Here is a 15,548-nt window from a genome sequence, read left to right on the forward strand (position 1 = left end):
CATCAAGAGACGTGCTCTGCGTGGCATATGGTGAATCCGTTCACAATTAATGATGCCAATAGCTTAGTCAATTCTATGAAAAACAATCTCCCTATCTATTTCACACTATTTCAGATCGCTAAAGTGCGACACAGAAAAACGTAGTCTGCCCCCATTCTCTGCCATTCTCAGGATAAACGTGGTCTGTCCCCGTTTTTCGTTTTTCCAGCAGTTCCTTGTGGCGTGACGTAAAAGTCAGCATTGCCCGTAGCCGCAGAAGTACCTTTTGCACCATTAAATCAGGCCAAGCTCTCGCAACCTAACCTCGCGTACAAAGTCCAATCCACCTACCTCGACTTTAGATCCGTCTGAGTAATGGGCGTGACCACAGACATTACACTGAAAAGCCAATAATCCGTTCTGTTTTCCTACAAAAATGCGCATACCATGAGACTCACACCTAGGACATTGTTCATCAATCTCAATAGTAACCAACTCTTCTATTGTATCGCGCAAAAAGCGCGCGATAGCTTCTACGTCTTTGGACTTGTAGCGTAAAATTACTTTTTTAAGGTGAGCTAATTCGCTAAGTTTAAAAGTAGAAAACTCTACAGGCATCAACTTCTCATCTATATGGGAAAGTTCATAAAAATTATAGATCGAGAACGGCTCAACAGAAAAGCATTCATAATTGCGCCGCAACCACAAAAGGATTACGTCAAGAATATTCCTCAGTGAGGACTTATCACTCATGCGCGTAACAGCTGATTGCAGCTCGTGCCAGACTTTCGGAGAGAGAGATCGCATCAATTGCCCGCCTTAACCGGAAAGGTTGTGATCAGGTTACCGGCTTTGTCGGTAAACACTTTTATCACAGAAGTGGGGGCTCCTCCATCCTTCAGCGTAGTAGTGCCAATCACTCGTCCCACATCAACTGTTCTTACAAACTGACCATCTGGCAGTGCCAAAACCGGAGACTTCACGACATCACTGCTCTGCAAAATCCCTTTCAGTTCATTTGGAGCAATCGTAAATACTGAACGCGAGTTGGAGATTTCTCTACCGAAATGGCCATCAAGAACATGGTCGAACCCCGCAGATACTGGATTGCCATTGTCCCGCAGAGGCGTGGTTTCTGCACGACCGTTAGCAACGTTTATACGAGACTGTACACGACCAGGAACACCCTCCACGGCATTTACAACGTCTTTTGCACCCCCTACTTCTCCCAAGCCTTTCGCTACAGCCGAGCTTCCCCCACCTATCGCCTCGCTCGCAACCCCTTTTCCAAAAACAGATCCCAGAACCTTACCAACCCACGCCATTGGCAAAGGCACGAGCGACCCGACTGCCAGGGCATCTTTTGCCGCCTTCGCGTTCCCCGCACTGATCCAGCGCTGAGTTTCTGGATCCTTCAGGTCAATGCCGGCACCGTTTGCAACACACGAAGCGTCACCACAAGGCAGGAAGTGTGGGTTGAACGCCTCTCCATCGATCAGAACAGGCGAGCGGAAACCACCTTGAGCATCAAGCACCCGGCCCGAGAGACGATCACGAATCTCGTCACTGACATTCGGTGTTTTGCTCCAGTCATGATCAGGAGCAACGGGGAAAGCCGCCCAAGTATAGTTGCTGGTCGACGCTCGGATATAGGCTACGAGATCCAGGTCGAGCTTTGCTAACTGCTGAACGTATTGGCCGTTACCCAGGTCCACCCATTTTGCCGAAGGGTCGTAGATGCCATCCTTGGTGGCAACCATGTCGGAGCCTGGTTGAATGTCAGTACCACTAACACCAGAGAGCCTCAGCTGTTCTTCGATCTGTTCAACGGTGTACTTTCCACCACTGCGCGCAGCCAATTGTTCGGCGAGTTCGTGATCTTCCCTATGCAACTGTCTGTTGTATTGCGAAGCATTCTTTGCAATCCACGCAGCCTTCTCCAGCTTGCTCGCATCAACGTCTTTCTGTGCCGTGGCGGCCAAGACTCCAACGATCTGAGAACTCATCGTTAGCAGGTTGTCATTACCTTTGACCAGATTATCCAGCACACCGACTAGCGCTTCATTCGCCCCCGCCGCCAGGGCTCCAGTCTTGAAGTCCCCGCCGGTCACTTCAGCCAGCAACCCGCCCACCATTGCGTGTATAGCGATTTTTTGCGCAGAGCCGTCGTCAAAGACTCCTTTCGTGTAGTCACCCACCGCATTGAAGCTAGCTGCCGCCAAAGTGTTGAATAGCGCCGTTTTCAGCGCGTCACTAGCACTCCCACCTTGCCCAAGAGCCTTACTCAGTAGCGCTGATGTTTCGCCTTGTAATATCTGATTACCGGCAAACCGACCAATCCCCTCCAGGCTGCTGAGGTCAGTGACTACTTTCCCTGTTACCGGGTTAGTCGTTGTTTTCAAAATGCCGTCAAAGACACCAGCCGTTAAACCGGCCGTCACACCCGATATCACATAGCCTTTAAGCGCATCCGAGGACGTCACATCCTTGAATGCCGCCCCAAGATTCCCACCATTGTTAATAAAACTGGTCGTCGCATTCGTCGCAGCACCCGTAGCCACCGCGGCAAGGCCTGCGGCTCCGATAGTCCCCATGCTGGCAAAAGCGCTCAGCGCGGCGGGGCCGACAATAGCGGCCATGACAATCGCAATGATGAGCTGAGAAGCCGGCCCAAGCCCTGAGGTTTCATACTTGAACGACTCATGAATCTCCTTGACCTGCCTCCAGTCCACATCGCCCCGTGCTTCGGCTTGCTTCAGCCAGGCCAGTTGCGGGTCTGCTTTGACCATCGCATCAATGGTCTGGCTAACGCTTTGCTGATTCACCTCTTTGAGGTCGATTCGCAGACCTTCGACGGCCTTGATCGTGATGTTGCCTTTGGCAATCATCTGGGTCTGGCGCAATGTCTCGTCGGTGTTGCCCTTGCCTTTCGATGAGGTCCAGAAGGCGTCGCCATCACTCTTGGTATGGCTCTCGTCATGCAGGTCCTTCACACCTTCAAACGTGATGTTTCCACCACTGTCGAGAATGATGTCCTGATCACTATTGAGCTTCGCCACCTGATACCGCTGATCCCCACCACTGGACAACGTCAGGTCACCACCGGACTTGATCTGCGTACCAATGTGGGTGATCTGCGTCACTTCATCGTGCTGGGTCTTTTTACTGCCCCAGCTGCCGCTTTTTTTCATGTCGTACAGCGTGTAGTCGCGATCCTGCGCGGCCAGCAGTTGCAGGTCGCCGTCGGCGTGCAGGTAGGCTTCTTTGCCGGCGCTGATGTCGCTGGCGATCAGGGTCATGTCCTTGCCGGACTTGAGGGTGAGTTTGCCGCCGGCCTCCAGCGTGGTGCCGATCTGGCTGACGTGGTCTTCCTGCCGGGTTTCTTTTTTGTCCTTGAAGTAGCTGTGTTGTTCGTCGGCGGCGGTGGCGAACAGCAGGTCGCCCTTGGCGTCTATCGTCACGTCGCCCTTGGCGTCGAGCTTGCTCGCCACCACGGTCACGTCGCCGCCGGAATTGACCGTCAGGCCACCGCCCGCGCTGACGCTGGCGCCGTGCTGGGTGAGGGTTGAGTCGAGGAAGTCGGTACGGCTGTCGGAGTGGCGCTCTTCCACAGCAGTGATGCTGACGTCGCGCGTGGCATCGATGGTCATGTCGCCACCGCTTTTCAATACACCACCGGTATTCAGGACGTCGCGCCCGGCGTTGATCACCAGTTTGTTGGCGGCCTCGATGCGGGCGGCGCTGTCCACGAAGTCGCGCGCATGGCTGTAGTCGCCGACGCTGCTGTCGTGGGAGGTCACCGTGCGTTCGTTGACGACGTCGCCGTTCGTGGCCTTGAGCGTCACGTCCCGCCCGGCAATGATCCCCCCCGCCTTGTTGGTCAAATTATTGGTGGCGAGCAAGTCCAACCGCTCTCCCGCCTCCACCAACCCGCTGCTGACCAGGTCTTTTTTGGCCGTCGCCTCCAGGTTCTGGCTGGCGCGCAGGGTGCCGGCGTTGTTCAGGTCTTTGCCCGCGATCAGGGTCACGTCGCTGCCCTGGATCAACGCGCCGTTGGCGGCGAGGCGGTTGTTGGCGTTGGCCAGGTACAGCACCGGCACCAGGACTTTTTCGCCGTTCACTTCGTGTTCTTCGAGCCAGACGATGTCGTGGGTCAGGGCCGCGACTTGCTGTGCGGTGAGGGTGACGCCGGTTGAGGGTGACCGGCGTAGACGATGCACCGGCGGTGACTTTGCCGCCGCTAAGCGTCCAGCTCTGCGGGCCGGTCGAGGTCGGGGCGCTGCTGCCTTCCTGGCTCAGACGGAACAGACCGTTCTGGCTGGTGGGCAGGTTGAAGCCGGGAAGCGTGAGCGGGTTGACTTGTTGCTGGGCCAGATCCGGCGACAGTTGCGCGTTGATAGTTACCGGCGTGGAGTAGCCGTTGCCGGCCCCCGTGTCAGTGTTGGTCTTTCCACCAGCGACGTAGCTGTAATAAGGACGCACCACACTGTTGTCGATGGTTTGCGTCGCGTTGAGTGAAATGTTGCCGCCGGCCTGGATCACCGCATCATAGGAACTGCCGGAGCCCGCTACCGTGGTGGTGCTTTCGGTCAGCATGCCGCCGCCCAGCAGGCTGATGAAATAGCTCAGATCCGACTCGACAGTGGCCGAGGGTGTCGGACTGTTTTTATCGTTGAAAGCCGCCGCCGCGGGCACCGTGGCGAAGATTTGGTCGACGTAGTTCCAGAATGTGCGCTTGGTGATGATGTCCTGCTCTTGCAGGCCGGTGTTATTGATCGTGTCGGCAGTGACGGTGATGTTGCCTGTGGACGCGATGGTGCTGCTGGTGTTGTTCAACGCCTGAGCGTTGATCGTCATGTCGCCGCCGCTGGTCAGACTCGCAGCCTCGCTGCTGTCAGAGACCTTTAGGCGGTCGGTCTCGGCAATCTCCCAATGGCCGTTACGACGCGAACCGCTGCGGAAGTCGCACCCCGCAATCGGGATCAGATTGCAATCCAGCTCGGTGATAACCACCGAGCTTTTCTCATGCGCGGTGTATTCCAGAATGTCCCGTACGTTGTTCACGGTCAGGGCATTGATGGTCAGGTCCTGCGCGCTGTAGATATCGCCGGAACGGTTGTCCAGCAAGTCGGCCTTGCCGCTGTCGCGGTCCCGGCCGATATGCACGTTGCTCAGGCCATAGACCTGGCCATAGGCGTTGGTGAAGCTGGACAGCAGCAGCCGCATATCGCCGCCGCTGGAAATCAGGCCGCGGCTGTTGAGCAGTGCGCCGGTGGTGAGGGTCAGGTCTTTACCGGAACCGATCGTGCCGTAGTTGTTAAGGTTGGCGGCGCTGATGATCAGGTCGCCGCTGGAGGTCAAACGGCCCTGGTTGTTCAACTCGCCATTGATGTTAACCGTGGTGTTGCCACCACCGGCGATGCTGGTCGCCGCGTTGAGGGTCAGTTGATTGGCTTTGAGTGTCAGATCACCGAGGCTGCTGGTGCGACCATTGCCGCTGTAGTTGCCCCAGAGGGTCAGATTGAGTTTGCCATCGCTGGCGATCAAGCCATCGTTATTCCAATTGCCGCCGTTGCCGGTCAATTGGCTGACCGCCAACAATTGGCCGCCGGATGTCTGATTGAGGCTGTTGACGTTGACGGTCAGGCGATCGGCCTGGATCACGCTGCTGTTGGTCCAGCTGTCGGCGTTGAGCGTCAGGCTGCCACGGGTGACGAAGGTGCCGCCGGCGCTGCCGAGTTGACCGGTGGCGATGTCGAAAATACCGGTACCGACGTGCAGCACGTTGCCGCTGACGTTCAGCAAACTACCGGCAGTGAGGGTCAGGTTGGTGTTGGCGGATTCCACGGTGCCATTGCGGTTGTCGAACAGGCCCCCGATGGAGAACGCGGTTTTACCATTGTCGCCCAGTGCGCGAAGTTGACCGGTCTGGTTGTCGAGGCTGGCGGCGGTGATGGTCAGCGTGCTTTCACTTTCGATGATGCCCAGGCGGTTGTTCAATGCACCGCGCAGGCTCAGGTCGATCTGTTGCCCGCCGATCTGCCCGTCGTTGTCGCGGTTCATGCTCTGGGCCTGAATGACCCCGCCCTGACGGTTATTGTTCAGGTCATAGCCGTTGCGCAGTACGCCAGTGATATGGCTGCTGAAGGCGCCTTGCAGGCTGGAGAGCACACCGCCACGGCTGTCGAGGCTGGCGGCGGTGATGTCGAGGTTGCCGCCCTTGGCAACGATGCGCCCGCTCTGGTTATCGATGGCGCCGCCGGTTTTCACCGTCAGGTCGCCCTGGCTTTGCAGGGTGCCCTTGGCGTTGTCGATGCTGGCGGCGTTGAGTGTCAGGCCGGCGTTGCTGCTGAAGATCTGACCGTTGGCGCTGTTCTGTACGACGCCACTGGCCGTGATCGTCAACAATTCACTGGCCGCGACAGTGCCGCCATTGCGGTTATCGAGGCCACCGGTCAACAGGCTCAGCAAAGCCTGGCTTGCAAGCTGGCCGCCCTGGTTGTCGACCTGCTGCGTGCGCTGAATCACCAGCGGGCCGTTGCTCGCCAGTTTGCCGCTGGTATTGGTCAGGGTGCCGAGCAGATCGAGGGTGATCGCGCCCTTGCCCGCGAAGGTACCGGCGCTGTTGTTCAGATCGGTACCGGTGAAGCTGATGTCCTGCTGGGCATTGATGGTTGCATTGGCGTTGCTGAGGGTTTGGGCCTGGATATCCAGAGCGGCGCCGCTGTCGATCAAACCACCCTGGGCGTTATTCAGTGTTCCGGCAATGACGAAAGTTTGCGCACCGGCACTGGAAAGAATGCCGTTGTCGCTGTTGTCGAGGCTGGCCGCCGTGACCTTCAACGTGCCGTTACTGACCAGAGCGCCTGCGTTGCTGTTACGCACAGCGCCGGTGAGGTCCACCAGCACGTCACCGTCGCGGCTCGACAAGGTGCCCTCATTACGGTTGTCGAGGCTGCCGCCTAGAAGTCTCAGGCTTTGCCAACCGGAAATCAGTCCATGGAGGTTAGTGGTGGTATCGGCGGTGAGGTCCAGTTGCTGACGGCTGATGAGTTTGCCGTCGCTGTTGTCCAGGTTGCGACCCTTCAGCGTGTAGCTTTGGCTGCTGGAGAGTTCACCGCTGCGGTTGTTCAAGTCCCGCAGGTTGCGGATGCTCAGTTGACCGGTGGTGGTGATCAGGCCGTTGGCGTTGTTCAGGTCGCCCATGGCGCCGCTGAAGTCGATGGTAATGGCGCTGCCGAGCAACGAGCCGCCGTTCTGATTGTTCAAACTCGCCGCGTTGATGTTCAGGTTTTGGGTGGCGTTGATCAGCCCCTTGTCCTGGTTATCGAGCTGGCCGGTAACCCGAAGATCGAGATTGGTGCGGCTGGTAAGGGTGCCCTCGTTGTTGTTCAGGCTTCCGGCCTGTACATCGACGCTTTGCGCCGCGACCACGCCTTTGACGTTGGTCAGGGACTGCTGCACGCGCAGGGTCACGGCCTGGTTGCCGAGCAGTTTGCCGTTGCTGTTGTCGAGGCTGTCGGCCGCCAGCGTGAACGCTTGGGCACTGGAAATTTCGCCGTTGCGGTTGTCCACTTGCGCGAGGTTTTTTAGCACCAGCAACGGGGCGTTAATCAAACCGTTCTGGTTGTTCAGCTCGCCGTGATTCAGATCCAGCGCCAACGACGTAGCGCTGGTGAGCTGCCCACCATCATGCTGATCGAGACTGGCGACACTGGCGGTCAGCGCTTTGTTGCTGGCAATCCGGCCCCCGCTGCTGTTATCGACCTTGCCGGCATTGAGGCTCAGGGCGTCGAGGCTGGTGAGTTTGCCGCCCTGATTATTCACCGTCGCCGTGGCGGTGATGCTCAAGGCCTGACCGGCGTTCACCAGCCCTGCCACGTTATCCAGAGTCGCCATGCGCAACGTCGCGGCGGCCAGGCTCGAGAGTTCGCCAGCGCGATTGTTCAGATAACCAAGGGTGGCGTTGAGATTACCGGTACTGGTAATCAGACCATTGCCATTGAGGACCTGATTGGCCGCGAGATTGAGACTGCCGTTACTCAACACCCGACCTTTGTTCTGGTTATCCAGGGTCCCGGCGGTGATGTTGGCGGTTTGCCCGGCGCTCAGCGTACCGCCCTGGTTAGTCAGGGTCTGCGCGGTATTCGCGGTGAGATTGCGACTGGCAACCACGCTTTTGCCGCTGTTGTTGAGATTCTGCGCGCTCAGGCTCACATCACCCGTGGCGTTACGGCTGGTGTCAGCATTGACCCCGGCTTCGATGATGCTGTTGTTGGTCAGCACACCACCGGCACTCAGAACGATGCTGTCTCGCGCCGCAAGGGTTTGCTGGTTTGTCAGGTTGCCTTGGGTTTGTACGTTGACGGAGGTGCCGGCATAAACCGGGCCTTGGGCATCAAGGCTGGCGGCTTTGACATTCACCGCACCGGCAGCAGAAGTCTGCGCCAGGCTCAGATGGCCATTGGCATCGATCTGAATATCGCCACCACTGGCCGCGAGGTTGCCATCGAGTTTCACCCCGACCCCGGCCTCGGTGCCGACCAGTTTGATCGCCCCGGCGTACATCCCGCCCAAGGCCGATGAGTCGATGGCCAGTTGCGGCTTGGCGCTGCCGTCATCGGCGCGGGCGGTGGCGTTGAGGTTGTCGGCATTGACGTCGTTGCGACCGGCGACGATGGTCAGGTTTTTCGCCTGAATCTCGGCGTTGATCTTCGCGCTGCGGGTGATGATTTCGAAGCTGTCGACGTTGTTGGCATTGAGCCCGGCGCCATCAATCGTGACGCTGCCCTGATCGACCTGAAAGCGATCCAGTCGACCGTTGTCGAGCACCGGTTTGCCGGTGGTCAACGTCACGCGTGGCGTGTTGATGAAACCGCAACCGTTGCAGCTGATGCCGTAGGGGTTGGCGACGATGACCCGCGCCGATTGCCCCGCCACTTCGGTGTAACCGCGCAACTGGCTCGGGCTGCCACCGACGACTTCGTTGAGGATGGTTTGCGCCGCGGCCCGGTTGGTCAGGTTGGGGTTGCCGACGATGATGCCGCCCAGTTGCGTCGCGCCGGTCTGCGCGGCGACGTTGTTGAGGATGACGCCTTGGGTGCCGACGTTGTAATCCTGAAACTGGTTATGCGACAGACCGGTGCCGTTGGGGGTGGCGATCTGGATGATCGGCACGCCATTGCCCGCCTGACCGAGGCTGGTGCCCGGTGTAGCCACGACGATGCCATCGGCCTGCGCCCACATCGGTTGCCAGAACATCACGTTGGCCAACAGGAACGCCAGTCCGCGCTTGGGCATGCCCAGGAAGTGCTCGCGGGTTTTCACGGCGGCAGAAGGTTGGCGAGCGAGAAAAGCGTAGTGGCGAACGTCCATGTGAAAGGTCCCGATGCAGCGAAATTAGAGGAAGATATCCAGGCGGAAATAGATCGGCGCTTCGCGCTCGGTCAGGGTGTCCGGACGTTCCAGGGAATGGGCAAAGGTCACGCTGGCGGCCAGGTGCTGACCTCGGGCGAACAACTCGACCGAGTTGCTGGACATGCGCCCGTGCTGATCGCCGTTATAGCGGTCGCCACGGATCACGCCCTGGTCGTAACCGAGGCTGGTGCCGTACTCGGCGAACACCGGGCGCAGCCATTCCAAAGTGATCGGATGGCTCCAGCGCAGTTCGTTGCGCCAGTAGCCGCCGCTGTCACCGGACAACGACTGGTCCTTATAGCCACGGATCGACGACTGCCCGCCGAGGCTGGTGCGTTGCGGGCTGAACAGCACGTCTTCACTGCGCTGGCCGGTCATCAGGCTGCTGAAACTGAAGGACTCGCCCCACAGCTTGAACGGCTGCAGATAACTCGCGGTGGCGGTGTATTTGCGGTAACGCGCGTTCGGCTCGCCGGGGCCCGGATCGCCGTTACCCTGGGCGTCGAACGCGCCGATGCCTTGTTGCATGCCCAGGTCGAGGTTGACGAAGGCACTGCCGACCCGCCGACCGTGGTTGATGCCGAACTGCGCTTCGCTGATGCGGTTGCTGCTCAGCTTGAGCTTGCTGTCTTCGATGAAGTTGTTGGTGCGCAGGTACGACAGGCCGGTGCTGAGGGAGGTCTTGCTCAGGGCGTCGCGATGGATCACCCGCTCGGCGCGCAACTGATGGTTTTCGCTGTCGCCGGTCTGCTTGAAATTGAAACCGTTGGCCTGGGCTTGCGAGCGGTACTCGCTCTGGCTGTAGGTGTAACTGAAGTTCCACCAGCCCCACGGCACGCTGTAATTGAGCAGCGCGTTGTTGGAGGTGTGCAGGTGATCGCTCACCGCATCATGACCGCCGCGCAGCATCAACTGATCGGCCAGGYCCAGCGGGCTGTCCCAGTCAAACGTCGTGCCCCACTGCTGTTCGCCGGTGCTGCGCTGGCCGTCGTTACTGCGCGACAACCCGACACGCCACGGCTTCTGCGGGGTGTTCTTGACCAGCACCTCGCTGCCACCGACGTTCTTGCCCGGGGACAACTCCATCTGCGCCTGATTCGACGGCAAGCGGTTGAGCTGATCCACCATCTGCTCGATTTCCCGCAGATTGACCAGCTCCCCGCTCTGGCCGGGGAAAGCCATCCCCAGTTCGCGCTCCGACAGCTGGCTGCCCTCCGCGCCCTTCAACCCTTCGAGCCGGCCCTCGACCACCAGCACCTTCAAATGCCCGCCGGACAAGTCCTGCTGCGGCAAGTAGGCACGGCTGGTGACCAGGCCTTTTTCGATGTAGTGATCGGTGATGACTTTCAGCAACTCGTTGAGCTGTGTAACGCCCAGGCACTGACCGATGTAAGGCTTGAGCAGGCGATTTTTCTCGCCGTCCGAAAGACTGTCGGCGCCTTTGAGCTCGATGTCCTTGATGGGGAAACAACGGGCGTCGGCCGGGGCCGTCGCAGGCGCGGGTTTGGCTGCCTTGCCGGGTAATTCCTTGAGCTCCTCGAGACGCCGACGCTGCTCGTCGAGCAAGCGATCCTGACGTTCGCGGATCAGATCGGTTTCACCGGGGGTGGGGGCAGCGTGAGCAAGATTCAGCGGAGAAAGGCACAGCAAAGCCAGGCACAACCTCGCCACGAGGGCGGGTGGATACATGTTCGATCCCTCGAATGGAGACTGATAGCACAATAGTGGCGCGATATTAGATGGCCACTATTTTGACGTCAATGAATGGATTCATTCGAGGAGGTTAAGGGATGACTTGTAATGGCTAAATCGGGCGCTTCCGATGAGAGCGCAGGACGTTTCCTGATGTGGTGTAGAAAAATGCTCACAACACCAAGGCGCTGTAGTCCGCAGAGAAAAAGCCGAGTGCCAAACGGCAAGGTCTTTTTTACGTAATGAACAACCCGGGCTCTGTCCGGGTACGGGACATGGAACAAAATTAAAGAGCCGTATTTTTTGTGGCTACACTCATGGCTGGTAGCTATTGGCTACCAACGTGATGGGTCTCAACAGGAATTACAAATAGAAGGGAATCTGATGAACACGTTAAAAGCCCCCCCGTTTGCCTGCGCTGCATTGTTGTTTTTCGGCGCTCATTCCATGGCTCAGGCTGCCGACATTCTGGATCAGGGATGGAGTGACACCACCCAGTCCAATTGGCTTGAACTTTCACAAGGATCGAGAATTCTCCCTCTCTCCTGGGCGCTTGCATTGGAAGAGCCTGGTTCAGAGGAGAAGTTCATGAGTGACAAAACGATCTCCGCCTACGGTTACACGCCTTATCGTCCGTCTTATAACGGTAAGCGCTTTACGTTGCCGATGGGTTTCGTTTTGGATGACAGTCACGACAGCAAGTTGTCTTTCACGAAACTCCGCTGGTTTTTTGGACAAGGGTCGAGAGAACCGTGGGTGGGGATGAACTGTTCTGCTTGTCACACGGCTCAGATCAAATTTGAAGAGCAGAATCTTGTGATCAATGGCGGGCCAACGAACGCCGACTTTCAAAATTTCTTTAAATATTTTAGAGAGGCCTTGAGCAAAACGGCTTCCGACCCTGAAAAATTTGAACGCTTTGCAAAGAGCGTCCTGGGTGATGATCTGTCGAAAGGGAATCGCCAACGGTTGAAAAAATCCCTGGATAGCTTGAATGCGTTTTATGCCCAAAACGAGACACTGAATGCCACAGATCTGCAATATGGCCCAGGTCGCCTTGATGCCGTGGGCCACATTCTCAACAAAATCAGTCAAGYCACCCAAGCGAAACCGCCTACCCCTAACCCCTCTGATGCGCCGGTGAGTTATCCATTTCTCTGGAATACGCATCAACACAACGTCCTCCAATGGAACGGAATGGTCAGTAAAGACCAACTCCCTTCGATTAAAAATGACGGCGGCCTGGATGCTGGAGGTCTGGGGCGTAATGCTGGAGAGGCCATCGGTGTGTTCGCCGACGTTCGACCGGTTAAAGAATCTGCGGCCAAGGCAGGGTTTGTCTCCAGTGTGAATGTGAAAAATCTGGATGTTCTAGAGCGTTCTCTTTATAGCCTGAAGCCTCCGCGGTGGCCTGGGCAGTTGCCAAACGACCTTGCGCTTGGCGCCAAATTGTTTAAGGACAATTGTTCCGGCTGCCATACCCATATTGTTAGAGACGATCTCACCACGGCCATCACAGCGGTCATGATTCCAATCTCTGCGAATGACAATTTCAATGCCCAGAGCCCACAAGACTCGACCATTGGCACGGATCCCTGGATGGCGTGCAATGCCTATCAATTTAAAGCGGATGCGGGAGTGTTGACGGGTTATTCCAAAGTCGATAAATCAGGAACCATCAAGTCAAATGACCTGCTCTACAACATGCTGGGTGTGACCGTCCTGGAGACATTACTGGGTAAAGGACGCGATGTCGCCGAACTGGCTTTCGATGGATTGCTTGGTATAGATACCAAACCTCAAAAAGTCCCTGGCTTCAAGGACCGTGCCCTGTTCAGTCGTTTGGATGAGAAAGCGCTACGGCTATACAACTGCTACCGTGCCAGCTCTACCGTTCCTCTTCTCGCCTATAAAGCAAGACCCCTGACCGGCATCTGGGCCACCGCTCCCTATTTGCATAACGGCTCTGTACCGACCCTCAACGACCTTCTCCTGCCACCCCACCAGCGCCCCTCGACTTTTTATACAGGGACCAATGAGTTCGATGACAAAAAAGTTGGATTCAAGACCGAGAAATCGGACAAGAACTGGTTTCTTTTCGACACCAAGCTTGAGGGCAATAGCAACGCAGGCCATGACTATGGCGTGGGCAAGCTCAATGACATCCAACGGTCACAGCTTCTCGACTACTTGAAGTCACTTTGAACGGCGTCGCGGACGCCCTCACCTGAGGCATGGAGTGGTAATCGCTGGTAGGGGCGACCGAAAGTAGTGGTCGCCCCGCCGGAGGTAGTTACAGGTTTAATGTCTGCTTCAGGTATCAGAAGTTAGCCGGGGTGTTGGCGCTGATGATTTCAGCCTCATCCGCCCCAATATTGCGAAACCGATGCGGCAACGTCGTCGGGAAGTAATACCCATCCCCGGCATTCAACACACTAATCTGCCCATCCACCGTCAACTCAACCGTGCCACGGGTAACCAGCCCACACTCCTCCCCTTCAGCGTGCACAATCRGCTCTTCCCCCGAACTCGCCCCAGGCGCGTACTGCTCGCGCAACAGCCGCATCTGCCGACTCGGCACCGAAGCGCCAATCAGCAACAACCGCAGCCCATGACGCCCGAGATCTGGCTGTTCATTGGCGCGAAACACGTACTGATGCTCGCGTGGCGGCTGATCAAAGGTAAAGAAGTCCGCCAAGGACATGGGGATGCCTTCGAGCAGTTTTTTGAGGGAGCTGACGGAGGGACTGACGCGATTCTGTTCGATCAGGGAGATGGTGGCATTGGTGACGCCGCTACGCCGGGCCAGCTCGCGCTGGGACAGTTTGTAGCTTTCGCGTACTAATTTGAGTCGTGAGCCCGTGTCCATGACAGCCTTATGTGAGAACTACTTAAGGGGTAATGGGGGTGGGTGGCGGGCGACTGGTGGCCGCGGATTACGCCGTTTCCCGTCCCGGAACCGTGGAAGGCGGGTATTAAATCACGTTTGTGGGTGTTGCTCAGCAGGTTCGATAAACGGCTGGCAAAAAAGCTGTCGGCTTCTGATGTCAGTCAGTTCTGGTTTAGAAACTGTGGCGAGGGGGCTTGCCCCTGTTGGGTCGCGAAGCGGCCCCAAAACCTGCCCACGCGGCGTATCAGATACATGATGCGTAGCCTTGGCCGGCGGAGACCGCCGGCAGGTTCAACCTAGATGCCGAAGCGGTCTCGCAAGGCGTAATACGCCGCGCCCATGGCGGTGAGTGGGGCCTGGAAAGTGCGGCCGCCGAGCATCGGCATGTGTGGCAGGGAGGCGAAGGCGTCGAAGCGTTCGGCGTCGCCGCGAATCATTTCCGAGATCAGTTTGCCGGCCAGGTGCGAGCAGGTGACGCCGTGGCCGCTGTAGCCTTGCATGTAGTAGGCGTTTTTCTCGATGCGGCCGAATTGCGGCATGCGCGACATGGTCAGCAGGAAGTTGCCGGTCCAGCGGTAGTCGATTTTCACGTCCTTCAATTGCGGGAAGGTCTTGAGGATCTTCGGGCGGATCAGTTGTTCGATGTCGTCCGGCTCGCGGGCGCCGTAGACCACGCCGCCGCCGTACAGCAGGCGGTTGTCGGCGGTGAGGCGGTAGTAGTCGAGCAGGTAATTGCAGTCTTCGACGCAGTAGTTATTGGTGATCAGGCTGCGGGCGACCTTCTCCGACAACGGCTCGGTGACGACGATTTGCGAACCGCAGGGCATGCTTTTGCGGGTCACGCGGTTGTCGAGGTCTTGCGGCAGGTAGGCGTTGCCGGCGATCAGCAGGTACTTGGCCCGCACCACGCCTTTGGCGGTGCGCACGGTGATTGGCTCGCCGTAGGAGATGTCCACGGCGGCGGATTGTTCGTAGATTTTGCCGCCCAGGCGAATGATCGCAGCGGCTTCGCCGAGGGCCAGGTTCAGCGGGTGGATGTGGCCGCCCTGCATGTCCAGCAAGCCGCCGACGTAGTTGTCGCAACCGACTTCGCGCTGGATGTCCGAGGCGTCGAGCATTTTCAGGTTGTTGTTGCCGTAGCGTTCCCAGTTACGCTTCTGCTCGGCCAGGCCGTTGAGTTGCTTCTTGTTCAGCGCTGCGAAGATGCCGCCGGGGCGGTAATCGCATTTGATGTCGTACTCCTTGATGCGCGAACGGATGATGTCGGCGCCTTCGAAGATCATGCTACCAAGGACTTCGGCGGTCTTGTCGCCGTAGCGCTCTTCGATCACATCGACGTCGCGGCTGTAGGAGTTGACCAGTTGGCCGCCGTTGCGACCGCTGGCGCCGAAGCCGACTTTGGCGGCTTCCAGTACCGTTACGCTATAGCCCGCTTCGCTGAGGAACAGCGCCGAGGACAGGCCGGTGTAGCCAGCGCCGATCACGCAGACGTCGCATTCCACCAATTCTTCAAGAATCGGGTAATCGCCGGTCTGGTTGCGGGTTGCGGCGTAGTAGCTGTTTACATGGG

General features: G+C 57.9%; 7 protein-coding genes. 1 reads left to right on the top strand and 6 read right to left on the bottom strand.

The window, feature by feature from the left end:
* Positions 1-273 precede the first annotated feature (273 nt).
* From AC1DLB_RS13680 to AC1DLB_RS13695, 4 genes are read right to left on the bottom strand one after another with little or no spacing between them, the layout of a single operon-like run.
* A complete protein-coding gene (locus AC1DLB_RS13680; protein ID WP_225603015.1) occupies positions 274-732 on the bottom strand; it encodes a hypothetical protein in 459 nt (152 codons plus the stop codon).
* A gap of 53 nt (positions 733-785) precedes the next feature.
* Positions 786-3,824: a DUF637 domain-containing protein gene (locus AC1DLB_RS13685; RefSeq protein ID WP_477785128.1), complete on the bottom strand. Its 3,039-nt coding sequence runs from the start codon at positions 3,822-3,824 to the stop codon at positions 786-788.
* A gap of 40 nt (positions 3,825-3,864) precedes the next feature.
* Positions 3,865-9,354, bottom strand: coding sequence for a two-partner secretion domain-containing protein (locus tag AC1DLB_RS13690; RefSeq protein WP_477785123.1), 5,490 nt, complete (start codon positions 9,352-9,354; stop codon positions 3,865-3,867).
* A gap of 24 nt (positions 9,355-9,378) precedes the next feature.
* A complete protein-coding gene (locus tag AC1DLB_RS13695) occupies positions 9,379-11,085 on the bottom strand; it encodes a ShlB/FhaC/HecB family hemolysin secretion/activation protein (RefSeq protein WP_477785124.1) in 1,707 nt (568 codons plus the stop codon).
* Between the two features lie 387 nt (positions 11,086-11,472).
* On the opposite strand from AC1DLB_RS13695, the gene AC1DLB_RS13700 reads away from it, so the two are divergent.
* On the top strand, positions 11,473-13,293 hold the full coding sequence (locus AC1DLB_RS13700; protein WP_477785125.1) for a di-heme-cytochrome C peroxidase: 1,821 nt from the start codon (positions 11,473-11,475) through the stop codon (positions 13,291-13,293).
* Between the two features lie 115 nt (positions 13,294-13,408).
* On the opposite strand, the gene AC1DLB_RS13705 is transcribed toward AC1DLB_RS13700, so the two are convergent.
* Both AC1DLB_RS13705 and AC1DLB_RS13710 read right to left on the bottom strand, forming a co-directional pair.
* Positions 13,409-13,957, bottom strand: coding sequence for a cupin domain-containing protein (locus AC1DLB_RS13705; protein WP_477785126.1), 549 nt, complete (start codon positions 13,955-13,957; stop codon positions 13,409-13,411).
* A 317-nt stretch (positions 13,958-14,274) separates the two neighbouring features.
* The coding region (locus AC1DLB_RS13710; protein ID WP_477785127.1) for an NAD(P)/FAD-dependent oxidoreductase at positions 14,275-15,548 on the bottom strand (1,274 nt) is incomplete at its 5' end.

This window comes from Pseudomonas sp. 05N434 (genome assembly GCF_056396965.1).

What these genes read in the sequence shown, in the direction of transcription:
- AC1DLB_RS13680 (WP_225603015.1), bottom strand. Translation starts at nt 732, where the DNA reads ATGAGTGATAAGTCCTCACTGAGGAATATTCTTGACGTAATCCTTTTG.
- AC1DLB_RS13690 (WP_477785123.1), bottom strand. Translation starts at nt 9,354, where the DNA reads ATGGACGTTCGCCACTACGCTTTTCTCGCTCGCCAACCTTCTGCCGCC.